This window comes from Streptomyces sp. JLSY215 (genome assembly GCF_059682825.1).
The window spans coordinates 4,498,915-4,522,312 of record NZ_CM185022.1 but is presented as its reverse complement, the minus strand read 5'-3'; the positions used below and the strand labels follow the sequence as shown (position 1 = coordinate 4,522,312).

Annotated in this window: 19 protein-coding genes and 1 tRNA gene; 9 read left to right on the top strand and 11 right to left on the bottom strand. The window is 70.1% G+C overall.

Features of this window, described 5'->3' with window-relative positions; all coding sequences use genetic code 11:
- Window positions 1-257: 257 nt before the first annotated feature.
- From AC5677_RS20180 to AC5677_RS20165, 4 genes are all read right to left on the bottom strand, one after another.
- Window positions 258-563, bottom strand: a complete 306-nt coding sequence (locus tag AC5677_RS20180) for a hypothetical protein (RefSeq protein ID WP_497196403.1) — start codon at window positions 561-563, stop codon at window positions 258-260.
- Window positions 564-1,012: 449 nt separating this feature from the next.
- Window positions 1,013-2,107 carry a UDP-N-acetylmuramate dehydrogenase gene (locus AC5677_RS20175; protein WP_497196402.1) on the bottom strand — a complete coding sequence of 365 codons (1,095 nt, stop codon included), beginning with the start codon at window positions 2,105-2,107 and terminating at the stop codon, window positions 1,013-1,015.
- A 235-nt stretch (window positions 2,108-2,342) separates the two neighbouring features.
- Window positions 2,343-2,429: transfer RNA gene (locus AC5677_RS20170), tRNA-Ser, on the bottom strand.
- Between the two features lie 42 nt (window positions 2,430-2,471).
- Window positions 2,472-3,953 carry a S1C family serine protease gene (locus AC5677_RS20165; protein WP_497196401.1) on the bottom strand — a complete coding sequence of 494 codons (1,482 nt, stop codon included), beginning with the start codon at window positions 3,951-3,953 and terminating at the stop codon, window positions 2,472-2,474.
- Window positions 3,954-4,357: 404 nt separating this feature from the next.
- On the opposite strand from AC5677_RS20165, the gene AC5677_RS20160 reads away from it, so the two are divergent.
- From AC5677_RS20160 to AC5677_RS20150, 3 genes are all read left to right on the top strand, one after another.
- Window positions 4,358-5,221, top strand: coding sequence for a glycerophosphodiester phosphodiesterase (locus AC5677_RS20160; RefSeq protein ID WP_497196400.1), 864 nt, complete (start codon window positions 4,358-4,360; stop codon window positions 5,219-5,221).
- Between the two features lie 53 nt (window positions 5,222-5,274).
- Window positions 5,275-5,943 carry an ATP-binding protein gene (locus AC5677_RS20155; RefSeq protein WP_497196399.1) on the top strand — a complete coding sequence of 223 codons (669 nt, stop codon included), beginning with the start codon at window positions 5,275-5,277 and terminating at the stop codon, window positions 5,941-5,943.
- Window positions 5,944-6,133: 190 nt separating this feature from the next.
- Entirely contained in the window at window positions 6,134-7,102 is a 969-nt protein-coding gene (locus AC5677_RS20150; RefSeq protein ID WP_497196398.1) for a DUF5926 family protein, read from the top strand.
- 191 nt (window positions 7,103-7,293) lie between these two features.
- On the opposite strand, the gene AC5677_RS20145 is transcribed toward AC5677_RS20150, so the two are convergent.
- Window positions 7,294-7,995, bottom strand: coding sequence for a hypothetical protein (locus tag AC5677_RS20145; RefSeq protein WP_497196397.1), 702 nt, complete (start codon window positions 7,993-7,995; stop codon window positions 7,294-7,296).
- 198 nt (window positions 7,996-8,193) lie between these two features.
- Window positions 8,194-8,868 (bottom strand): bifunctional DNA primase/polymerase, encoded by a 675-nt coding sequence (locus AC5677_RS20140; RefSeq protein WP_497196396.1) that lies wholly within the window; start codon window positions 8,866-8,868, stop codon window positions 8,194-8,196.
- A gap of 735 nt (window positions 8,869-9,603) precedes the next feature.
- Here AC5677_RS20140 and AC5677_RS20135 point away from each other — a divergent pair.
- Together AC5677_RS20135 and AC5677_RS20130 are read left to right on the top strand one after the other, a co-directional pair.
- Entirely contained in the window at window positions 9,604-11,187 is a 1,584-nt protein-coding gene (locus AC5677_RS20135) for a PP2C family protein-serine/threonine phosphatase (RefSeq protein WP_497196395.1), read from the top strand.
- A 144-nt stretch (window positions 11,188-11,331) separates the two neighbouring features.
- Window positions 11,332-12,804 carry an aminopeptidase P family protein gene (locus AC5677_RS20130; RefSeq protein WP_497196394.1) on the top strand — a complete coding sequence of 491 codons (1,473 nt, stop codon included), beginning with the start codon at window positions 11,332-11,334 and terminating at the stop codon, window positions 12,802-12,804.
- Between the two features lie 49 nt (window positions 12,805-12,853).
- On the opposite strand, the gene AC5677_RS20125 is transcribed toward AC5677_RS20130, so the two are convergent.
- Window positions 12,854-13,552: a TetR-like C-terminal domain-containing protein gene (locus AC5677_RS20125; protein WP_497196393.1), complete on the bottom strand. Its 699-nt coding sequence runs from the start codon at window positions 13,550-13,552 to the stop codon at window positions 12,854-12,856.
- 585 nt (window positions 13,553-14,137) lie between these two features.
- On the opposite strand from AC5677_RS20125, the gene AC5677_RS20120 reads away from it, so the two are divergent.
- Together AC5677_RS20120 and AC5677_RS20115 are read left to right on the top strand one after the other, a co-directional pair.
- Window positions 14,138-15,877: a sensor histidine kinase gene (locus tag AC5677_RS20120; protein ID WP_497196697.1), complete on the top strand. Its 1,740-nt coding sequence runs from the start codon at window positions 14,138-14,140 to the stop codon at window positions 15,875-15,877.
- Between the two features lie 98 nt (window positions 15,878-15,975).
- Entirely contained in the window at window positions 15,976-16,629 is a 654-nt protein-coding gene (locus AC5677_RS20115; RefSeq protein WP_497196392.1) for a response regulator transcription factor, read from the top strand.
- A 222-nt stretch (window positions 16,630-16,851) separates the two neighbouring features.
- On the opposite strand, the gene AC5677_RS20110 is transcribed toward AC5677_RS20115, so the two are convergent.
- The 4 genes from AC5677_RS20110 to AC5677_RS20095 form a co-directional block, all read right to left on the bottom strand.
- A complete protein-coding gene (locus AC5677_RS20110) occupies window positions 16,852-17,442 on the bottom strand; it encodes a GTP-binding protein (RefSeq protein ID WP_497196391.1) in 591 nt (196 codons plus the stop codon).
- Window positions 17,417-17,791: a DUF742 domain-containing protein gene (locus tag AC5677_RS20105; protein ID WP_497196390.1), complete on the bottom strand. Its 375-nt coding sequence runs from the start codon at window positions 17,789-17,791 to the stop codon at window positions 17,417-17,419. The genes AC5677_RS20110 and AC5677_RS20105 overlap by 26 nt, the downstream gene beginning before the upstream one ends.
- A gap of 282 nt (window positions 17,792-18,073) precedes the next feature.
- Window positions 18,074-18,475: a roadblock/LC7 domain-containing protein gene (locus tag AC5677_RS20100; RefSeq protein ID WP_497196389.1), complete on the bottom strand. Its 402-nt coding sequence runs from the start codon at window positions 18,473-18,475 to the stop codon at window positions 18,074-18,076.
- Entirely contained in the window at window positions 18,472-19,692 is a 1,221-nt protein-coding gene (locus AC5677_RS20095) for an ATP-binding protein (protein WP_497196388.1), read from the bottom strand. The genes AC5677_RS20100 and AC5677_RS20095 overlap by 4 nt, the downstream gene beginning before the upstream one ends.
- Before the next feature lie 820 nt (window positions 19,693-20,512).
- Here AC5677_RS20095 and AC5677_RS20090 point away from each other — a divergent pair.
- Both AC5677_RS20090 and AC5677_RS20085 read left to right on the top strand, forming a co-directional pair.
- A complete protein-coding gene (locus AC5677_RS20090; RefSeq protein WP_497196387.1) occupies window positions 20,513-21,874 on the top strand; it encodes a cytochrome P450 in 1,362 nt (453 codons plus the stop codon).
- Between the two features lie 345 nt (window positions 21,875-22,219).
- Entirely contained in the window at window positions 22,220-23,377 is a 1,158-nt protein-coding gene (locus AC5677_RS20085; RefSeq protein WP_497196386.1) for a tryptophan dimethylallyltransferase family protein, read from the top strand.
- Window positions 23,378-23,398: the final 21 nt, after the last annotated feature.

Genomic DNA, 23,398 nt, shown 5'->3' with positions numbered 1-23,398 from the left:
GCCTCGAATATCCGTACATACAACCTTGACTCGGTGCGCACCGACCGTCCCAAGGCCGGAACAGTAGGCGTATCCGGTTTCCCCCCTGGACCATGTGTTGCAGTCTGCCGACTTGATTCCGACCTCAGTCGCCCCAGCCGAAGGCGCGAAGACGCCCGAACCCATGACTATCCCCGCAACAACGAGGCCGGCCCTCATCTTGTTCACTCTGAACTCCGCTCAAAATCTAGGCTTTGACTCCACGGCACGGTCGACACTCAGCCGAGTTCGACCTGGTAACCGGCCTTGTAGAAGTAACCCGACCCGGGGCAGGACTTGGTCGACCATTCCCCGCTGCGGCCGTTCTTCCAAGGCCCGTAGGTGTGGTCCTGAACCCCTCGGGAGTCAATACAGGTCACCTTGACCCGGTACTGGTCGATGTTTGCGAGGTTGGCGCACTTGGCTGACGCGGTGTTCCCCGAGTGCTTTGAGGTGCAGACATATTCGGACGCCTTCGGGGTCACGTCCGCGGATGCAGCAGGCGCCGCAAGAATGCTCGCGGTAACAGCAGCGGCTGCGGTCACACAAGCCGCTCGCACCTTGTTCCTCATCATTCCCCCTTCTTTGGAGGCCAGGTGAGGATTCAAGCGAAACCGTCCCGCCCCCGATGCGCTTTGGTCTCAACAACTCTCTGCGAGTGCCCTGACCCTAGTCACGCACTTCGAAACCTGGCAACCATCTTTGCGCTTTTTTGATTTCACTCGCCAATGGAAATCCGAAAGCAATGGAACTGCACCTTTCCCCGCAAAAGGCATATTCCTGGATCACGGACGTGTACTCGCCCGACCGTCCGTCAGGTCCGTCGGTTTCTCTGGCGAGTCGTCCTCGGGCGAGCCGGCCACGGGCGCACTGAGGCCCAGCCGCCGCCGTCGGGCGAGGGGCCCCGCCGGAGCCCGTGGATCCCGGTCGCGGAAGTGCCCGGGTGCAGCGGCAGGGAACCTGACCTGCGGGAACCAGCGGGAGAACGACGGCTCTAGGCAGCCTGTCGGGGACCCCGTTGCCCGCAGTCCTCGGGGGTATCCCCTTTCTGAGGCCAATCACCGAGAAAGTCGATCTCCGGCGTGAGCCGTATGCCGGTGCACGCCAGCACCTGTTGGGTGACGACGTCGATGGCTTCGGTGAAGCCCGCCGCGGTCGCACCCTCGTCGGCGACCAGGGTGTGGTGCAGGGACGAGACGCGGACGCCCTCGGCAACGGGGCTGCCCAGGGCGAAGCCCGCCCGCCGCATCAGCCAGCTCGCACTCACCCTCGTCGAGCCGTCGGGAAAACGGTTGAGGGAAGCGCCCTCGCCCTGCAGCCATCTGGCCTGGGCCGGCGTCACTTCGGGGCTGAAGAAGACACTGCCGACCGTCCGGCGGTCGGCGCCTGAGCACCCCAGCACCATGCCCTTGCCCCTCCGGACGGCCAGCACCGCCCGGACCGCCTCGACCGTCGGAACCCGGCTGCCGACCGGCACATCAAGCCGCTCGGCGACCATGCGATACGTGACAGGGGCACTGAGCACGGACTTCCGCAGGGCGAAGGTCACCGTCAGCAGGGTCCAGCGGCCGCGGCCCTTGAAGACGCTGGTGCGATGCCCCAGCCCGCATGCGGCCGCGTCGAGGGTGACGCGGCGGCGCAACACCCAGTCCCAGGCCGTCACCGCAACCAGCGTGTCGGAGATCTCCTGGCCATACGCGCCGACGTTCTGCACCGGCGTGGCACCGACGGTCCCAGGAATACCCGCGAGCATCTCCAAGCCGATCAGCCCGTGACCGACGGCCGTGTCGACCAGATCGGACAGGGGGTGGCCGGCCTGCACCTCCACCAGGCTCCGGCCGTCGGCCGCCTCTCCCACGAACCGCACACCCCTCGTGTTCATCCGCAGCACCGGCGACGAACACCCCACGTCCGCGACCAGCGCATTGCTGCCGGCCCCCAGACAGGTCGGCGCGCCGGGCAAGGCATCGGCGAGGGCAACGAACTCCGGGAAGTCAGCCAAGTCCCCAAGATCGGCGAACACCGCCGCCGGACCTCCGATGCCCAAGGTCGTCTTCCGGGCAAGCGGCACCCCGTGCGCTAACCGCATGAACGTCCTGTCCCCTCAACGGTGATGAGCGTTCCCCACTGGTCCGGCCGGTGATGCCGCGTGCTGAGCTTCGCCCCCGTCCCCCGTCCAGGCCACGCATTCCCCGTCCACGTCTCGTGCACACGGGCTGATTCCCGGCCGGGCAGGGGCGCTCCAGGGTGCGACAACACACGAGTGGGCGGCGGCCCCGGATCGCTCCGGAACCGCCGCCCACCTGCGCGTTTGTCTACCTCGGCGGAGGCTGTGGGATTTGAACCCACGGTGACGTCGCCGCCACGACAGTTTTCAAGACTGTTCCCTTAGGCCGCTCGGGCAAGCCTCCCCGCGGCACCGGTGTGCGGTGTCGCGGGATCAGACTAGCGCGTCACTTGTCGCCCGTGCGCTGGCCCAGGGTGACTTGGGCCGTGTGCTCCTTGCCGCCGCGCAGGTACGTCAGGGTGACCTGGTCGCCGGGCTTGTGCTGCCAGATCTCGCTGATCAGGGTGGGGCCGCTGTCGATGACGGTGCTGTCGAGCTTGGTGATGGTGTCGCCGGGGCGCAGGCCCGCCTTGTCGGCGGGGCCGTTCGGGGTGACCGAGTCGGAGCCGTTGTTGCCGGTCTGGGCGATGGTGGCGCCGTTGCCGGTGTCCTTCATGCCGACCTGGACGCCTATCTGGGGATAGACGGGACGGCCGGTCCTGATCAGGTCCTGCGCCACCCGCTTGGCCTGGTCGATGGGGATGGCGAAGCCCAGGCCGATGCTGCCGGACTGCTGCGACTCGCCGCCCATGCCGCCGCCGTTGCCGGCGGACTGGATGGCGGAGTTGATGCCGATCACGTTGCCGCTGGCGTCCATCAGGGGGCCGCCGGAGTTGCCGGGGTTTATCGAGGCGTCCGTCTGGAGGGCGCTCATGTACGAGGCGCTGGTGCCGGCGCCGTCGCTGGAGGCCACCGGGCGGTCCTTGGCACTGATGATGCCGGTGGTGACCGTGCCGGACAGGCCGAACGGGGCGCCGATCGCGATCGTGGCGTCACCCACCTGGACGTGGGAGGACTTGCCGAGGGGGAGCGGGTTGAGCGGAGCTCCCGCGGCGTGCTTGAGCTTGATCACGGCGACGTCGTAGCCCTGGGCCCGGCCGATGACCTCGGCGTCGTACTTCTTGCCGTTGGAGAACGTCGCGGTGAGTTTGCCGCCGTCGGCCGCGCTGGAGACGACGTGGTTGTTGGTGAGGATGTGGCCCTGCTTGTCGTAGATGAAGCCGGTGCCCGTGCCGCCCTCGCCGGTCGCGCCCTGCGCCTCGATCGTCACGACGCTGGGCAGCGCCTTCTGCGCTATCCCGGAGACCGAGGTGGGCTTGCGGTTCAGCGCCTCGGGGTTGCCGGCCGCGGAGACCGTCGTCGAGCTCGTGTCGTTGCGGTCCGCGGCCCAGAAGCCGATGCCGCCGCCGATACCGCCGGCGACCAGCGCGGCGGCCAGAAGGGCGGCGATCATGCCGCCGTTACTCCGCTTGGGGGCCGGGCCGGCCGGCGCGCCCCAGGGAGCACCGCCACCGCCGCCCCCGTGGGAGCCCCAGCCGCCACCGGCCGAGCCGTGGTCGGCGGGCGGGTACGCGGGGATCCGGGCGGTCTGCTCGGGTTGGGACGGGCCCGGTCCGCCGGGTGCGTGGGACTGCTCCCAAGGGCTGCCACCCGAAGCCCCGGCGGCGGCCGGACGGAATCCCGGCGGCGGGGGCGCCACGGGGGGCGCGGGCGGGACGTCCGGAGTCTGGGCGCCGGAGGCGGACGCGGGGGCGCTGTCCGACGCCTGCGGCCCGGTCGGCGGCGTGGCCTCCGACGGGACGTTGGCTCCCTCGTTCTCGGTGCTCACAGATCTCTCCTCAGCTTCACGACTGTGCCGGTCCACAGCCCATGGGGCCATGCCGTCCCGGGCCGGCGGTCCTCGGGTCCGGTGTCCGGCGGTTCCGGCGGTTCCTCTTTCGCCCTGGGGTGCGGATGCCGCCGGTCACGGCATCCGAGGTCCAGGACCCAGCATCAAGGATGCCGCCGTTTCGGGCCATACGGGCAGGCGATCCGTACGGGAATGCCTGCCGTACGCGCCGTCGGACCACTACGGCACCGCATCCAGCTTTTCCCATGGCGCGTCAGGGTGCCGTAAGCCGAGGCTGTGACTGTCGCCCCGTTCTTCATGTCGGGCGAATCCGGCATATTCGCCGCGTTGCGCACCGCGCACCTCGCGGCCGGTCCCGCGGTGGCGAATGGCACGATAACTCGGTGACCTCTGCACGCCCCGCCAAGGACGCCCATTCGAGTCCGCCGGCCATTTCCGTCGTCGCCCACCGGGGCGCCTCCGAGGACGCTCCGGAGCACACGCTGGCCGCCTACCGCAAGGCGATCGAGGACGGGGCGGACGCCCTGGAGTGCGACGTCCGGCTGACCGCCGACGGCCACCTGGTGTGCGTGCACGACCGGCGGGTGAACCGCACCTCCAACGGGCGGGGCGCCGTCTCCGCCCTGGAGCTGGCCGATCTCGCGAGCCTCGACTTCGGGTCCTGGAAGGCCGGCGCGGACGGCCCGGACGCACTGGACCCCAACGAGGCGCCGGACCGGCAGCACGAGGACCCCGAGCGGACGTCCGTACTGACCCTGGAGCGGCTGCTGGAGCTGGTCGCCGATGCGGACCGGCGGGTCGAGCTGGCCATCGAGACCAAACATCCGACGCGCTGGGCCGGACAGGTGGAGGAGCGGCTGGTCGAGCTGCTCGACCGGTTCGGGCATACAAAACCGGCCAGGGCGGGCGCGTGGACGCCGTCGGTCCGGGTGATGAGCTTCTCGGCGCGCTCACTGCACCGCGTACGGGCCGCCGCGCCGGACATCCCCGGCGTCTACCTCATGCAATTCCTCACCCCGCGGCTCCGCGACGGCCGGCTGCCGCCCGGCGTCGGCATCGCGGGCCCCGGCATCCGGATCCTGCGCGCGCACCCCGAGTACGTCGCCAGGGCCCACCGCGCGGGCCACCGCGTCCACGTATGGACCGTGAATGAACCGGCGGATGTCGAGCTGTGCCGCGACCTGGGCGTGGATGCAGTGATTACAAATCGACCCAAACAGGTGCGAACCCAACTCGGCCTTACCTAAAGCCCTTCACAGGGTGTGCACCGGCGCATTCGACCTGTATTCCGAAGTGTCGAGTGCGTCACTGTGTGCCGCTTGGCCGGTTTCCGGTCCAGTCCATTGGGGCATTCAACCCGTGGCGTGGGGCAAAGGAGGTCTCGGGGGTGGCGTTGTTGGTGGCACAAGAGGTGCCGACGTCGTCGATCATGGCCGTACCCCATGGTCCAGCGGGTGTGGGCATGGCCAGGCGGCGCATGCGTGACGAGCTGTTGGCAAGTGGAGTTCAGGACACAGTCGTCGATGACGCGGTTCTTATCCTGTCGGAGCTGCTGAGCAATTCGTGTCGGCATGCGCGTCCGATATACGAGAACGGCACACCGGTTTACGGCAACGGGTCGTCACACGGCGCGTCACGGGGCCCCCTGCGGGAGTCCGTACGGGCGTCCTGGCGGATCGACGCCGAGGGCCGGCTGACCGTCTCCGTCACGGACGGCGGCGGGCCGACCCGACCGCTTCCGGCCACTCCCTCGGTCACCGCACACGGCGGCCGCGGCCTGGCGATCATCCGGTCGCTCGCCAAGGACTGGGGCGTACGCGACACGGCCAACGGCGAGGTGACGGTCTGGGCGGTGCTGCCGCTTCAGGATTCTTTCGCTACGCGCGTGGATCTGCCGCCGAGGCTCACCGGAGGACCTGGCGGCGGCCTGCCGTCCGGGCTGGCCTTCACGGACTTCGACGAGTCGTGAGCGCGCCGGCGAAGGCCTGCTGACGGGCCGTCGCGGCACGGCTCCGGCGGCGCCCCGGCGACCCCGGCGGCGCAAGCGGCGCAATTTCGGTGACGCTCCTCTAGGCTCGCGCCGAAACGCGTCCGCGTAGGTCTCCGCATGACTCCGGGCGCATCCGAACGCCCAGGAACGACCGGGAGACACCGCCGCCATGGCCAAGAAGCGCCGCCCCCAGCCCCAGGCCGCAGCACCGAAGATCAAGGACGGCGAGGTGCCCGTCGTCGGCGCCCGCGAGCCCTGTCCGTGCGGTTCCGGCCGCCGGTACAAAGCGTGTCACGGGCGGCAGGCGGCGCATGCCGCCACCGAGCTGGTGCAGCGCCCGTTCGAGGGCCTGACCGGGGAGTGCGACTGGGTGGCGCTGCGCGAGCTGGTGCCCGCCGCCACGGTCGAGTTGACGCTCAAGGGCGGGCTGCCCGAGGGCGTTCCGTCGGTGACGCTGGCGACCGTGCTGCCGATGGCCTGGCCCGCGCTGCGCCGCGACGACGGCGCGGTCCTGCTCGGCCTGCAGAACGACACCGCCTCCGGCGACATCAGCCGCGACCTCGCCGACACCCTCCAGCGCGCGCTGGTCGCCGAGCCGGGCAACCCGGTCGCCGCCGGACGGCCCGCCGCCGACGGTCCCCGGCTCCAGGATCTGCTCGACCCGCACGCGCCGTTCGAGCCGACCGTCCACACCGGCTTCGAGTTCTGGGTGGAGAACGCCGAGAACGCCACCGGCGAGGTGGCCGCCTCCCTGGAACGGGCCAACGCCGCCGCCATCCCGACCGCCCGGATCCCCGGCCTGGACGGCGCCTACTGGTGCGAGGCCCCGGAGAAGAACCATCTGCGCTGGGTCACCGCGCACCCCGAGGAGAAGCTGCTGGACGCGCTGGCCCGGCTGCACGCCGCGGGGACGTCCTCGCTCGGCGAGGGCACCCGGCTGGTCGGCTCGTTCCGCGCCCACGGCCTGGTCGTCCCGGTCTGGGACCTGCCGTCCTCGATGGGCGCCGAGGCGGTCGCCGGGCCGGCCGCGGAATTCGCCGAGCGGCTGGCGGCGGCGCTCGCCTCCGACGCGCCGCTGACCCCGCAGGAGCGCCGGGCGCGCGGCGGCCTCACCAACCGGCAGCTCACTCTGAGCTGACCGTGGCACCCCGGACGCCCCACGAGTGACACCCGTCACAACTGCCCCTACGTGTCAGTAAATAGGCGTCCGGAAATCCACGATCGAATTTGCGAACCGCCGATCTCTTGTTACGGTTCTAAAAGCCCGGTCGCTGGTGCATCCCCCGTCGCCAGCGACCGGGCGCTTCCATGCCCGGACCCGGACGGCGCTCAGCTCTTCCGCCGCGGGCCCGAACGCTCGTGGTACGGCGCCGAGTTGGCGCCCGTGCGCAGCAGCAGCCGCGCCCCGGCCGCATCCGAGACCTCCGCCACCGCGTCGTACCGCTTCCGCCCCCGCTTCACGGTCACCCCGGTCGGCGTCTCACACACCCCCGGCTCGCCCGCCGCCGGCACCTCGCAGTGCGCCTGGTCGCTCCGGCCGTCCGGCCGCAGCAGCGTCAGCACCGCCCGCAGCGGGTCGCCGGTGGGATTGCGGTAGTACGTCCGCGCCCAGGTCAGCCCCTTCTCGGCGAGCACACAGGTCTGCGCTTCGATCCCTCGGGGAGAGGCGAGTTCGGGCCCGCAGCGGAAGGTGCGACCGCCGGAGAGAAGCGGGAGGCCGAGGCCGGTCAGAGGGCCGCGGAAATTATTACCGCTACGACCATTTTCGGCCTTGTCGGCGGGTTTTTCGGCCTTGTTGTCGGACGCGGCATCGGGCCCGTTCCCGGGCGCGTTCTCCGACTTGCCGCCCGGCCCGTTCCCCGGCTCGCTCCCGGGCTCGGCGGCCGGCCGGGCACCGGGCCCGGTGAGCGCGTCGTCGACCCATGTGGCGGTGTCCGCGGGACCGGCCGTCGCGGCGGCCAGCGGTACGACGACGGCGAGCACGGCCGTACCCGCGAGAGAGATCAGGCGGATTTTCGGCGCACGCTGCATGGGACCCACCTGCGGAGCGATTGAGGTGCCGAGGCGAGCGACGGCCGCTACGGCTTGACGGTGCGCCGAACTTATCGGGCCATGGGGGTGCCCCCGGGCGCCCCGACACCCGTTTTCCGTAGTCGGCCGCATCGCTCACACCCGTACGGGTGAATCGCGCGGGCGTTCTTTCCGGCCACCTGTCGGAGGGGCCGCCGCCTAATAGGCGAGGCGGCTGCCGCCATCCGGGGTGGCCGTGCTCGCCGCCACCAAGGCGTCGACGACCGTGGTCACCGTCGGCAGCCAGGGCGCGGCCGGGCCGGCCGCGGGCGGCCGCTCCCAGCGCACCTTGCCGGCGCCGATCCCGGACGGCGGGAGCACCACATAGCCTCCCTCGCCATGGAACCGCAGCGAGCTGGGCACCCAGTCCTGGGAGTGCAGCAACTCGCCCAACTCCGCGAGGTCATAGGGCGATACGAGCAGCGACCAGCGGGTGGGCGTGGCCACCACCGGGCCGATACGCACGCCGAAGTGCTCCAGGGCCGCCAGCGCCCGCGCCCCGGCGACGGCCGGCAGGCTCACCGCGCACGGCGCGCGGCCGCCGGTGGCCAGCACGACCGGGGCATCGGGGCGGTTGGCCCACCACCAGCGCACCATCCGCTCATCGGTCGTGGCCGCCAGCAGCCCGGGGTCGAAGGGATGCGCGCCGGGCACCACACAGTCGGGATCGGGACAGCTGCACCTGCGGGCACCCCGGCCGCCGGACCGCAGGCCGACCCCCGGGAGCACGGGCCACCGCCACTCGGTGGCGCACTGGAGCGCCGCAGCGAGCGGCGCCGACCTTCCGCCGCGCCGAAACAGGAGCTTGCGTCGCCTTCCGAGGATCTCGCGCATGAGCGCTCGTTCCTTTCCGTTAACGCCGAGGGCTATGTCCATCGCACTGTCCATGGCACTGCATGCCGCGGCACACCTGCTGCTTCACGCATCTTCACGTGCTGCTTCTCGCATGCCGCGTGTGGCGTTCAAACGGCCGGAACCGGGTCCGTACGACCTGGCTCCGCGACCCGGCCCCGGGAGCCCGGAGCCGATCACGCCACGTGGATCATTTGTCACCGCGTGTACAAGGCAGCGCATCACGCCGTACATCGAGCGTGGAACGTGGCGGAGGGTGGCGCACGCATGGCGCTTGCGGTTCTGTGGTGCAATCCCGCCACTTGGGAGTGCGTCGCGGTCGTCGCCGTATGAGACGCCCGCGCTCGCTGGAGGGTTCCGGCGCGGGCTCAACTGGCCCCGCACCTTTCCGAGTACGTACCCGCCATCGTGCATATGACGCGCTGTCGATGGCCGTCAGTCGACCTCAAATTGACGCCAGGGGGGCTATTTTTAGGCCAATCTACAGACCTCGTTGACACCACAAACCCCACCGGGACAATGCTGGACATCACATCGCTGGTGCGTGTACATGTGGAGGCATTGATAGCGGAGCAGCATGACATGGGGGTTTGCGATGCTATTGAGGAAATTGGGCGGCCAAAAATACCGCACAACATCACTCAACAAAATGCCGCACTCCCTAACACACTGCGGCCTGACCTGGTGTTATGACGTGCCGGACATGAGCCGTCAGCCATGACTGTCCCTCACGTACCGAAAGTGGCTGGAATCGAACCAGCTCTTCCCGCTCCCGCGCACACTGCCGATCCGCTCACGCCGAAGGCCGCCGCGGACACCTCCTCGGACACCGCCCCCGACTCCCCCGCATCCCCCGATTCCCCCCAGGGTGTTCCTCCTGACGGCTCCCGTCCAGGCTCCCCGGACGCCTCCCCGGTCGACCGCATCGCCGCCGTACAGGATCAGCTCGCGGGCTGGATCTCGGATCTCAGCACGCTGCACGACCTCACCGAACAGCTCGCGCGCACCAGTACGTTGAACGAGGCCCTGCACGAACTCCTGCGGGCCGGCGCCTCGCTCGTCGGCGCGCGCCGCGGTCTGGTCGTGCTCGCACCGGCGGACGGACTCGGACCGGAGACCACCATCGGCCTCGGCCTCGGCCACGCCGACATCGGACATATCGAAACCATCCCCCGCCGCGCCCTGTCGTACGCGCGGATACTGGACGGCCTTCCGGAGCCGGGCGCCGCCGACGACTGCCACACGGAGAAGGGTCCGGACTCCCGTACGGAGATCTCCGAGCCCGACATCCCCGGCGAAAAGGACCTCGATCCCCGCCTGCGCGAGGTCGCCGCCCGCCTCGGCTACGCCGCCAGTTACGCGGTCCCGCTCATCGCCGAACCCATCGGCAGAACCGGCGCCGCGGTCTGGCTCTACGACGAACCCGCCGTCCCCACCGACCGCCAGCGCCATCTCATCGGCCTCTACCGCGCGCACGCCGCCGAGCATCTCGCCCGGCTCCTCGAACTCCACCGCAGCAAACAGGACACCGCGACCCTCCGCGAGGAGCTGCTGCCCAGCCGGCTGCCGCGGGTCCCCGGCGTACGGCTCGCGGTGCGGCACAGCACCGGGCCGCGCGGCGGCGGCGACTGGTACGACGCGCTGTCGCTGCCCGACGGCGCGCTGGGCCTGGCCGTCGGGTCGGTCACCGGCTCCGGACCGAGCGCGGTGGCGGCCATGGGACGGCTGCGTGCCTCGCTGCGTGCGTATGCGGTCATGGAAGGCGAGGACCCGGTGGCGGTCCTCTCCGACCTCGAACTGCTGCTGCGGCTGACCGAGCCCGCGCGCAGCGCCACCGCGCTGTTCGCCTTCACCGAGCCGCCGCCCGGCGCACCGGGCGGGCCCCCCGCACCCCCGATGCCGGCCGGTCTCGACGACCCGTTCCCCCGCAAGCTGGTGCTCGCCGGGGCCGGTCACTGCCCGCCGCTGCTGATCGGCGAGCTGCGCACCGAATACGTGGAGACGACGCTGTCCGCACCGCTGGGGATGCTCGCCTGCTGGGAAGCGCCGAGCGTGGAGATCGAGCTCGCGCCCGGCGAGACCCTGCTCCTCTACAGCGACGGGCTGCTGCATCGCACCGGCGAGGCCATGGACCGCGCGTTCGCCCGGCTGCACGCCGCCGCGGCGAGCGTCCCGAGGGCCAGCCGTCATGATCCGGAGGCGCTCGTCGATCACATCGTGCGCGCGATGCTGCCGGGCGGGCTGGACGATCCGACGTCGGAGGAGGATGTGGTGCTGATGGCGGCGCGCTTCGAGGAGTAGGCCCGCGGGGCGCCCCGCAGCAGCGGCCGGAAGGCCTCGCCGCGCCTCCACCCGGGGCCCCTGAGCGGTCGGCTCGGCCGCCCCCTGAACCGATTCCCGTCCACACATACGATGGATGGCGGTTCACTCTTAAAAGGAGGCATTGTGACCGACGAGCTCACGCCGGAGACCCCGGACGAGGACGAGCAGCCGATCAAGCAGCGCAAGAACGGCCTTTACCCGGGCGTATCGGATGAGCTCGCGGAGAACATGCGGAGCGGCTGGGCCGACACCGAGCTGCACGATCTGCAGCCGATCGAGCAGGCCCCGAACGCCGCCCGGCGCCGTGCCGCACTGTCGGCGCGCTTCCCCGGCGAGCGGCTGGTGATCCCGGCGGGCAACATCAAGATGCGCTCCAACGACACCGAGTACAACTTCCGCGCCGCGACGGAGTACGTCTACCTCACCGGCGACCAGACCGACGGCAGCGTCCTGGTCCTGGAACCCCGTAAGAACGCCGCCGACGGCCACGAGCCGACGATCTACCGCCTGCCCCGCTCCAACCGCGAGAACGGCGAGTTCTGGCTCAGCGGCATGGGTGAGCTGTGGGTCGGCCGCCGCCACAGCCTGTCCGAGGCCGAGGCGCTGCTCGGCGTCCCCTGCAAGGACGTCCGCGAGCTCGCCGGCGCGCTGGCCGAGGCCACCGGACCGGTCCGGGTCGTCCGCGGTCACGACGCCGCCATCGAGGCCGCGCTGAACGACAAGATCACCGCAGAGCGCGACGAAGAGCTGCGGACGCATCTGTCCGAGGCCCGGGTGATCAAGGACGAGTTCGAGATCGGCGAGCTGCAGAAGGCCGTCGACTCGACGGTGCGCGGCTTCGAGGACGTCGTCAAGGTCCTCGACAAGGCCGAGGCCACCAGCGAGCGCTACATCGAGGGCACGTTCTTCCTGCGCGCCCGGGTCGAGGGCTACGACATCGGCTACGGCTCCATCTGCGCCGCCGGCCCGAACGCCACCACCCTGCACTGGGTCCGCAACAACGGCCGGGTCCGCTCCGGCGATCTGCTCCTCCTGGACGCCGGCGTGGAGACCCACACCCTCTACACCGCCGACGTCACCCGCACCCTGCCGATCAACGGGCGCTACACCGACCTCCAGCGCAAGGTCTACGACGCGGTCCACGAGGCCCAGGAGGCGGGCATCGCGGCGGTCAAGCCGGGCGCGGCCTACCGCGACTTCCATGACGCGGCGCAGCGGGTGCTCACCGAGAAGCTGGTCGAGTGGGGCCTGGTCGAGGGCCCGGTCGAGCGCGTGCTGGAGCTGGGCCTGCAGCGCCGCTGGACGCTGCACGGCACCGGCCACATGCTCGGCCTCGACGTCCACGACTGCGCCGCGGCGCGCACCGAGGCGTACGTCAACGGCACGCTGGAGCCGGGCACGGTGCTGACCGTGGAGCCGGGTCTGTACTTCCAGGCGGACGACCTGACGGTGCCCGAGGAGTACCGCGGCATCGGCGTCCGGATCGAGGACGACATCCTCGTGACGGAGGACGGCAACCGCAACCTGTCCGCCGGGCTGCCCCGGCGGTCGGACGAGGTCGAGGCCTGGATGGCGGACCTGCTCGGGCAGAAGTAGGACGCAGCCGCCTTGCGACGATGACGGCCGGTGGACCCCGAGGACGGGCTCACCGGCCGTCGTGCGTCTCGGGGGTCTCGTACGTGCCGGGACTCTGGTGCGTGCCCGCGTCCCCGGTCTCGTCGGCGCCCGCGGCGGCTGCCTTCTTGTACGCGCCCGCTCGGGCCGCCGCCCAGACCGCGGTCGCGGCGGAGTCGCTGAGGGCCATGTCCACGGGGCGCCGGGCGATCAGGATCCGGTAGTAGAAGGGCGCGCCGAGGCCCGCCATCACCAGCTCCGGGTCCGTATCGGCGGGCAGCTCGCCGCGCTCGATGGACCGGTTGACCATCTGGCCGGCCAGCGCCAGCCGCTCCGCGAAGAACCTCCGCAGCGCCGTGGCGGCCTGGGGGTCGCGCGCCGCGGCCGACACCACCGCCTCTATCAGGCTGCGCATCCGGTCGTCCCCGTAGAACGTGCCTATCGAGCGGGCCAGCGCCCGCAGGTCCCCCTCCAGCGTGCCGGTGTCGGGCAGCGGCACATCGGCGCTCAGCTCCGTCAGCAGATCGCAGACCAGCCTCTCGACGGACCGCCAGCGCCGGTAGAGCGTCGCAAGATGAATTCCCGAGGCCTGAGCGATCTTCTCCATGCTCAGCGCGGCGAGGCCGCCCTTGCCCAACTCCTCGAAGACGGCGGCCAGTACGGCCTGCCGGGTGCGCGCAGTACGTCCCCCGGGGCGGGTCTCACCCGAGGCCTGGTGCGCAGTGGTCACGGCGCCTCCGTATTGCAGTGCGGGTTCTCGCCAAGTATTGTCCACTCCAGATTAACGCGAGCAACTTCGCGTTAGTCGTGGTGCACGTCGGTCTCGCAGGGGCAGGGGACGCCGCGGGGGAGGTCCTCACGCTGCGAGACGACGCTGCCCAATACCGCACAAAGGCGATTTCCGGTCAGACAGCCGTCTGTCGACGTTCGCCCTGGTTTGACTCTACGCCGGGTGTTTGTGCGAGTGCGTCCATGAGCGCGGGGCCGCCTCCCGCCCGCCGGGGCCCGGCCGATGATCACCCTGCGGGCCCGGCCCGCTGAAGAACTGCCCCGCCTGAGGCGGTTGCCCTGCCCGGTGCCGTCCACAAGATGCGGCACGGCATGCCCGCCAACGGAGCGGCCGCGGCGAAACTTTGGTCGTTGTGCCTCGCGACGAAAGGCGGTATCGGCGGCGGGTGGGGCTGCTTAACGTAACTGCGTGACACGTGTGGGACTTACGGACTCTGTGGTGCGGGCCCGCCGGGCGCCGGCGGTGTGGCTGCGTGCCGCGTCCTTTCGGCCGGCGTGGCCGGGCAGGGCTCTCTTCGAGCCCGGGATGTGGCCTGGCCGGCGCATCGCGGGCGAACCGCTGCTGAGCATGGTGCTGGCGCTGCTCGCGGCAGGCATCACCGCGCTGGGCAACGGCGGTGTCGTAGGGATCGTCGGCGTTGCCCTCGCCACCGCGGTGCTGTCGGTGCTGCGCCGGGCGCTGCCGGGGACCGTCCTGCTGGCCACCGCCATCGGTTCGGCCGCGCTCGTCGGTCTCGGCCCCCTGGTCCTCGTCGCCGCCTGGTCGGCCGGGCGGCGGATCGCCGGCGTCTCCAGGGCGACCTGCACCTTCGCCCTGGCGTACGTCCTCACCTTCGCCCTGGCCGTCCTGCAGGAACTGCCCCACCTCTCGCCGCCGCTGTTCGTGGTCCAAGCCCTGTGGCTGGTGGTCACGGTCATCGTGCCCGGTCTCGCCGGCCGCTACTGGTCGCAGCGCCGCACGCTGCTGGACACGCTCCGGGAGTACAACGCCCAGCTGCTGCGCGAGCGCGCGATGATCGCCGGACAGGCCCGGCTGCGGGAACGCCAGCGCATCGCCCAGGACATGCACGACAGCCTCGGCCATCAGCTCGCGCTCATCTCGGTGCACACCGGCGCGCTGGAGGTGGACCGCGAGCTGACCGGCCGGCAGCGGGAGGCCGTCGGCGTCCTGCGCGAGGCGTCGGTGGCCGCGATGCACGAGCTGCGCGAGGTGGTGGGGTTGCTGCGGGACGGCACGCAGGCGCCCGGCCGTACGGACGGCACGCAGGGCCCCCACCGTACGGGCGGCGCCTCCCACGGCCTCGGGGCCATGGAGGCGGAGGACGCCACGGCGCCGTCGCGCGGGGTGGCGGGCATCGACGGCCTGGCGGAGGCGTCCCGGGGCGCGGGCACGGCCGTGACGCTGCGGCGCTCCGGCGAGCCGCGCCCGCTCCCCCCGACCGCCGATCATGCGGCGTACCGCATCGCCCAGGAGGGCCTGACCAACGCCCACAAGCACTCCCCGGGCGCGTCGATCACCATCGAGCTGCGGTACGAGCCGGACTCGCTGATCGTGGAGATCGCGAACGGCCCCGCGGCAGCGACGGCGGACGGTGCCCGGTACGTGGTGAGCGGCGGCCAGGGGCTGACCGGCCTCGGTGAACGGACCCGGCTCATCGGGGGCATGGTGCACGCGGGCCCGACGGCGGGCGGCGGCTTCCGGCTGGCGGGCGTACTGCCGTACACCTCGCCGGAGGGCGCCGTACCGAGCCCCTTGCCCGGGGGCGGGACCACGCCGTTGGTCGATCCGGCAGACGACTTTCGGCGGCAGATACCGGCCGTCCTCCCGGGCCAGGCTGATCCGGTCATCGACGGGAGCGGTCTGCCGAAGGAGCTGGCCAGGGCAATGAGCAGGAACAAGAGAAGCAGCGGCATAGCCATCGGCTGCGGGTTGGCGGCGCTGATCGCCCTGGTGCTGGTGATCGCCGCGGCCGTCGGCCTGGTCTTCGTCATGGGCGAATGGGACAAGGCCATGCTCGAGCCGAAGCAGTACGACGCGGTGAAGGTGGGTCAGTCCGAGGCGGAGGTCCGCAAACAGCTGCCCCACGGGGACTCGGTCCTGACCAACGGCCTGGAGGAGGGCGCACCGCCGGTGCCCAAGGGGGCGACGTGCCTCAGCCTGAATTCCACGGAGACCGGCAGCGGCTGGACCAAGTCGCCCGTCTTCCGGTTCTGTTTCAAGGGCGGCAAGCTGATCGAGAAGAAGTCCTTCGAGATCGACGAGTAACGGCGGACCGGGCACCACACCGGCCGGGCCGGTGGCCGGCTCGGGGATGATGTCGCGACAGCCGCGGCGATGACCGCTCGGACCAGCGCAGGAGAGTCGTGATCAGGGTTCTCGTCACGGATGACGAGCCGCTCATTCGGGCAGGCATCAGGATGATTCTGAGCTCGGCCGACGACATCGACGTCGTCGCGGAGGCCGCGAACGGCCGAGAGGCCGTCGACCTGGCCCGCGCCCAGCCGGTGGACGTCGTGCTGCTCGACATCCAGATGCCCGTCATGGACGGGCTCACGGCCCTCGCCGAACTGCGCCGGGCCGTCCCCGACACGCGCGTGCTGATCCTCACGACGTTCGGCGAGCAGCAGAACGTCCTGCGGGCCCTTACGGAGGGCAGCGCGGGCTTTCTCCTCAAGGACTCGGCGCCCGCGGAGCTCATGCGGGCGGTACGGGCCGCCGCGGCCGGAGATGCGTACCTGTCGCCGGGCGCCACTCGCCATGTCGTGGACTCGCTGGTGTCCGGCCGGGCCGCGGGCCGCGCCGAGCAGGCCCGCCGCCGGCTGGAGACGCTGACGGACCGCGAGCTGGAGGTCCTGGCGCTGCTGGGCGAGGGCCTCTCCAACGCGGCGGCCGGTCAGCGGATCCACATGAGCGAGGCCACGGTGAAGACATATGTGAGCCGGATCCTGACCAAGCTGGGGTGCGAAAACCGGGTACAGGCCGCACTCCTGGCGCGGGACGCCGGTCTGGGTAACTGACCCCGGCGCACGGTCGCGCCGACGTCGGGTCGGACCACCGATGCCGCGGCCGCACTTCAGTAGGCCGGCGGTACTGCCGCACCCAGCGGCCGTTGCTGCTGGGTGCGGCAGTACCGCCGGCACGGTCGCGGGAAGCGTAGCGGCTTCGCGAGCGGGGCCGCGGGCTGCCACACGTGCCATGACGTCCCGGCACGCGGGAGCGTCCCCGGCCCGGGCGGCGGATCAGGCCACGCGGGCAAGCAGGTGCCGGACGAGTGCGATCAGTGCCTTGGCGGACGATGGCTGGTCCCGTGCGTCGCAGTACACGACGGGGGTGTCGGGGAGCAGGTCGAGCGCTTCGCGGATCTCGTCTTCGCCGTACTGGTTGTGCGGGTCGAAGGTATTGACGGCGATGGCGTACTCGAGGCCGAATTCCTCCACCAGGTCGATGACGGGGAAGGTCTCGGCCAGCCGGGACGGGTCGACGATGAGCAGCGCGCCGAGAGCGCCGCGGGCCATGTCCTCCCACAGCTGCATGAACCGCTGCTGGCCGGGCGTGCCGAACAAATAGAGCGCGATTTCATCGCTCAGGGTCAGCCGGCCGAAGTCCAACGCGACCGTGGTGGTGACCTTGCTCGGTGTGCCCCGCAGGTCGTCGACATGCTCGGACGCCTGAGTCATCTTTTCCTCAGTGCGCAGCGGAGCGATCTCCGAGAGCGAGCCGATGAACGTCGTCTTGCCCACGGCGAAGTGCCCCACGACAAGAATTTTCGCGGTGGCGGTCACCGCATCGGAGACGTAAATGGTCTCAGCCGTAGAGGGATTCGAGTCCATGCAGCACCTTTTCGATGGTTCCTCTGTCAACGAGCTGGGCACGGGGTGGGGCAGCGCGGCGCAGCAGGTGTCCCTGTTCGAACAGATCGGTCAGCAGCAGCCTGGCGACGCCCACGGGCAGATTCAGATGGGCGGCCACTTCGGCCACGGACAGGTAGCCGCCCGCGCACAGCTCCCAGATCGCCACGACTTCGGGATTGGCCCCGAGGGGAAGTTCCCGGTCGGGGCCCAGCGTGACCAGGGTGTGCAGGGACAGTTCTTCGGCGGACGGCAGGCGTCGACCACCAGTGATGACATAGGAGCGGACGAAGTCGCTGGTGACCGCGGCCTCCTCACCGGGCGTGGTCACTGGTGGATGCTCCTTCCTGCCGGCCTTGGCCGGATCGTGGCCACATGGCCGCGAGAGCCGAAGGGACGGCCCGTGGTGGTCACCCGCCCCGGCTGCCGCACTCCCGCGAACGGGGCCTGGATCATCCTCATGCGGTGCGTGTGATGGACCGCCCTTCGATGTGCGTCCTCTGTCGCTGTCGGCTCAGCCATGAGCCCTCCCCGTCCCCCAAACACTGTCAAGCCCCCGCCTCACAGCTTCCCCACCCTTGACGGAGACGCGTGAGGCTGCCGCAGAGTGCTGTCATACGTCGGCGCCGGCGTTCTGGCGCGGCGGTGTGGTCATCGCCTTCCCCAGCGCACTGACCTGCTGCTGCATCCGGAACGACATCGCTTCCATGTCCACGTCCAAGGCTGCCGAGACGGCCATGTAGGCGCCGCTTCCCGCAGCGATCAGGAAGATCCAACCGCCGTCGTACTCGATGAGCGTCTGCTTCCAGATGCCGCGCCCGCCGCCGACGAAGGGGGCGACGGCCCGGCTGAGGGACTGCATGGAACTCATCGCGGCCGCGTTGGTCTCCGCGGCGTCGCGATCGATGTCGCTGGATCGTTCCAGCAACAGACCGTCCGCCGAAACGAGGATCGCGTAACGGGCGCCGCGCACTTGCAGCACGTCGTTCAGCACCCATGACAGATCGGAGTTCACTGCTCCTGGGGTCCTTCCGTGGTCGTCATGTCCCGCCCGAGCAACGTTCCTCGCTGAAACGCCCCGATACGACTGGCCATCACTTCGCTGTTGTGCTCCGGCTCCGGCTCCGGCTCCACCGCCTCCGGCACCGCAGCCACCTCGACCGCGCCGACGCGCCGCCGGCGCTTGGGAAGACCGCCCGTCGTGGTGCCGACCGGCGCTGCCGGGGCCGCCGGGGCCGAAGCGGCCACCGAGGCCCGCCGCTGCCGGAACGCGGTGTTCTCCGCCGGAAGCTCACCGACCTCGACCGCTGCCGAAGGCGTGGGACCGTCCGTGGTCAGCAGGTCCTTCGGCAGAAGGATCACTGCACGCACACCGCCGTAAGGGGAGACGGAATCGACCGAGACCTTGAACCCGTAGCGGGTGGCGAGCATGCCGCAGACGGCGAAGCCGAACTTGGGCGGGTCGCCGAGGCCGGTGATGGCGACCGGCCCTTCCGGCGACAGCAGCGCGCCGGCCCGGACCTTCTCTTCCTGGCTCATCCCCAGTCCGGCATCGTCGACGATCAGGCAGATGCCGGTCGGGACGGCCTGGATGTTGATGTCGACGCGCGTGCCGGGCGCGCTGTAGTTGGTGGCGTTGGCGAGCAACTCCGCCAGGACGACCGCCACCGGCTCAACGGCCTTGTTGGCGACCGAGACGTTGACCTGCGTGTTGATGTTCACGCGGTCGAAGTGCTTGATCCGGCCCTGGGCACTGCGGGCCACGTCGTACACCGAGGCGGTGGTCTCACGGCGGCCGAGCCAGCCACCGCACAGCACCGCGATGCCCTGGGCGCGACGGCCGAACTGGCCGTTGGTGTGATCGATCGTCATCAGGTCGGCGAGGATCTGCTCGTCCTCGCCGTACGTCTTCTGGGCCTTCTCGATGATGAGCTGCTGCTCGTCGGCGAGGACCTGCAGCGTGCGCATCGCGGACTTCAGGACCGCCTTGGTGTCTTCCTCGGCCTCGGTGCGCATCGCGGCAAGGTTGTTCGCCTGCACGTCGGTCAGTGCCCTGTACTCCACATGGAGCCGATCGCGCTCGCCTTGCAAGGCGTCGCGGGCGCTCTCCAGGTTGCTGCACTTCCCGCGCAGCTCCTTGTTAATGCTCCGCGCACGTACCACTACGGCGATCGCGACGAGGAGAAGCACGAGGAGGATCCACAGCAGTGGCTCCAGGATCGATATCGTCATGAGACCTGAACCACTTCACGTCACCTCGCGGTAGGAACGGTTGCTGCCACTGAGTCCGCTGCTCTCGCAGGCGCTACCCAGCGACGGGCCTTACTGGCGGACCGCAGCCACTCCTCCGCGATGAGGCCTGAGAGACTGTCCACCGGTGCGCGTCGTTGCGCGCGATCACCTTACACAGGCTGTGCCACCGCGTGATCACGCTCTGACGACAGTCTATCCTCCCCCTTTCGTGGCACCCCGTGCGCTCAACTCTTGGTCCTTTGGGGCTAATTCGGAGGTCGGCGGGCAGGCCGAAGGCCCGTCTGCCGCGTCAGGCGGGCGCCGGGTTCCAGGGCCAACAGGGGCTTCCGGGCGGGCAGGTGGATGGCATCGCTCGGTCATACCGACCTGGTAGAGCAGCCATCTTCCGCGCGTGGAGGGCCGGTCGGCGAACTCGTGGACCCACCGCCGGAGTCGCTGCGCACCGGCATCCGATGCTCAGGACCCGCGCTTCTGGGGTCGACCGTCCTGCCGTGACGGTGTCTGCGAGTGGGCGGGGAGGTTACGTGTTCCGCCGGCGCGGCCCTACATGCCGTACATGCCGTTGCGATGACGTCAAATTCCCGGGCATCCGGCGTGGATCTCCGTCGGCTCGGCTCTTCCGGTCCCGGGTCCGGCCGGGGCGCATTGATGCCTGGTGAAGTGGTCCGTCGCGGCTTTCCGCATACCGCGAAATCCCCTCCGGTGGCCGCTCTTGATTGCGGTGTAGCGCTTCGGGGCGCGCAGGCGCAACTGGCTAGACTCCTCATTCACTTCGCTTACAAGATCATTAGGAGAGAGCATGGATGCACAATCCATACCGCAGCCACCACCGGGATGCCCGGCCCACGGCAGTGGTGAGCATGTTCCTCTGCACACGCCGGAGTTCCAGGCCGATCCGCAGGCTTACTACGCCTACATGCGGCATTTCGGGCCGACAACGCCCGTTGAGCTCGCCCCCGGTGTGGAGGCGACGCTGGTGACGGATTACTCGGCCGCGCTGCAGCTGCTCCAGTCTCCTGCCTTTCGCAAGGACTCGCGCCACTGGCGGGCTTTCCGCGAAGGCAGGGTGGGTCCCGACAGCCCGGTCTTCCCCTTGCTGGCATACCGGCCCAACTGCATGTTCACCGACGGCGCCGACCATCTGCGGCTGCGTCAGGCGGTAACGGACTGCTTCGCGCGGGTGAGTTCCGCGCGGCTGCGGCATTCCACCGAGCGGGCCTCCGCCTACCTCGTCGAGCAGTTCGGGACCCGCGGCTCGGTGGACTTGCTCAACGACTACGCCAAGCAGCTGCCCCTGTTCGTGTTCAACCAGCTCTTCGACTGCCCCGCGGACATCGGCGACCGGGTCCTGTTCGGCGTCACCGGCATTTTCGACGGGATAAACGCCGAGAAGGCCAACGTGGTGCTGTTCCAGGCCGTGAGTGAACTGGTGGCGCACAAGCGGTCCCGGCCCGGCGACGACATCACCTCCTGGCTGATGGAGCACCCGGCGCAGCTGGACGACGAGGAAATGGTGCACCAGCTCGTCCTGCTCCTGGGCGCGGGCGCCGAACCTCTGCGCAACCTCCTGGGCAACACCCTGTACCAGCTGCTGACCCGCAGCCGCTACGGGAAGGGCGGCCTGATTGACGAGGCCCTCAATGACACGCTGTGGGACAACCCGCCCATCAGCAACTACGCGCCCCACTACCCCGTGGAGGACATGGAGTTCGCGGGGCAGAAGCTTCAGGCGGGCGATCTGATGCTGGTCAGCCTCGCAGCCGCCAACAGCGACCCGGCACTCGACTCGGCCCGCGAGAGTTCCAGCAACCACGCCCACCTGGCGTGGAGCGCGGGCGTGCACGCCTGCCCGTCCAAGGAACCCGCCCGGCTGGTCACCACGGTCAGCGTCGAAAAGCTCCTCAACCAGTTCCCCGACCTCGAACTCGCCGTGCCCGAGGAGAGCCTGACCTGGCGTCCGGGACCGTTCAACCGGGCCCTGGCCTCGCTCCCCGCCAAGTTCACTCCGGTGTCCCCGCAGCCGAGCGCCCCGTCTCGGCAGCCCACGACCGTGCCCGCGGAGGCCGTGACGCCTTCCCGAGGCGACCTCGGCAGCGGCACGAGCACACAGCAACGCCGGGGCCCGTGGCGCAAGTTCCTGGACTGGCTGGCGACTGAGTAAGTGACATGCGCCACATCAGCCGGGCTCTTCGTGTTGCATGACGGTTCAACCGGTCGGGTAACGATGCACCTCGTTGACGGTTGGTACACGAGTTACAGGAGGTGTCGTGGGGCACATAGCCAGCGACGCTGATTCCCCTCTGTTCTCCGCGGCTTCGCCCAGCTCTCGACGGCGCGTCCGTCGGGACTTCTCGGCCATAGATACCGAATGCGGCACACCGGAAGGCGAGATACCCGCCCTCGCAGGCGGGTCTCTTTTTGCCCTCCGTGCGGTACGGCTCTCGCCCGGGGCATCCATTCCGCCTCGGCGCCCTCGCGTGGGCCAGGCAGCTTGGCGGATGGCCTGGTGACCGCCATTTCCTCGTTCAGCGGCCGGGAGCCTCGGGCCACGGATCTGGTCGGCGGCTTCACGGCCGCCCAACTGCAGCGACTGTGCGGCGTCGTGGGGCTGGACCGAGCCGACGCCGAGAGCTACGCGCAGGTACTGATCGACGCTCTGGGATCCGCGGCCCAGCGGCCGTTGCGTCTTCCGCCGCCGACGCCGACCTTCCTTTCCGACGACCACACGCCGGTGGAGTTCTCCCTCTCCTTCGTCGCAGGCGCAGCCCCCACGCTCAGGGTGCTGTTCGACCCGGGGTGGGCTGCGGATGACCTGACGGAGAACGGACGGGCCGGACTGCGCGTCATCAAGGCCATGGCGGAGCGCTGGGGCTTCGCCACCGACCAACTCGCACTTCTGGAAGACCTGTTCTTCCCTGACTCACCCTGCGGTCCCCTCGCGCTGTGGTGTGCGCTGGAGCTGCGTCCCGGAGGGGTCCCTCGGGTCAAGGTGTACCTCAACCCTGCCGCGGCCGGGCCGGAAAAGGCGGCCGAGACCGTGCGCGAGGCGATGAGCCGCCTCGGTCACCGCGCCGCGTTCGAGGCGCTGCCGCCTGCCGACAGCCATCCGTTCATCGCCCTTGACCTGGGTGAATGGGAAACGCCCCGGGTGAAGGTCTACTGCATCCACCACGATCTGTCCGCCGCCGACGTCGGGGGTTTGTCCCGTATGAACCCCGCCCCGGAGCACGGGGTGGTGGAAGAATTCTTCCGAATGGGGGCAGGGAGAAAGGCGCGGCTGTCGAGGCGTCCTGGCATGTCCTGCCACTCGCTGTCCGAGACGAAGACGGGCCTGCCGAGCGGGTTCACCCTGCACATTCCGGTCAGGGACTACGTCCGACATGACGCGGAGGCACATGAGCGGGCGGTGGACGTACTGCACCGCTGGGGCATGGACGCCACCGTGCTCAGCCGGGCGCTGGCCGCGGTCACCTCGCGGCGCCTGGAGGACGGCGTGGGCCTCATCTCGTATCTGGCTCTGGTGCACGAGCGAGGCCGCACCCCGCGGGTGACGGCCTATATCTCATCGGAGGCATACGAGGTCCGGCCACCGGCTTTGCGAACCTCTCCTGAGGCCAAGCTGCCGCTGAGCCGCATCGACCGCGCGAAATCGTCCACCAAGTAGCACAAGCTGCCGGAAGCAAGG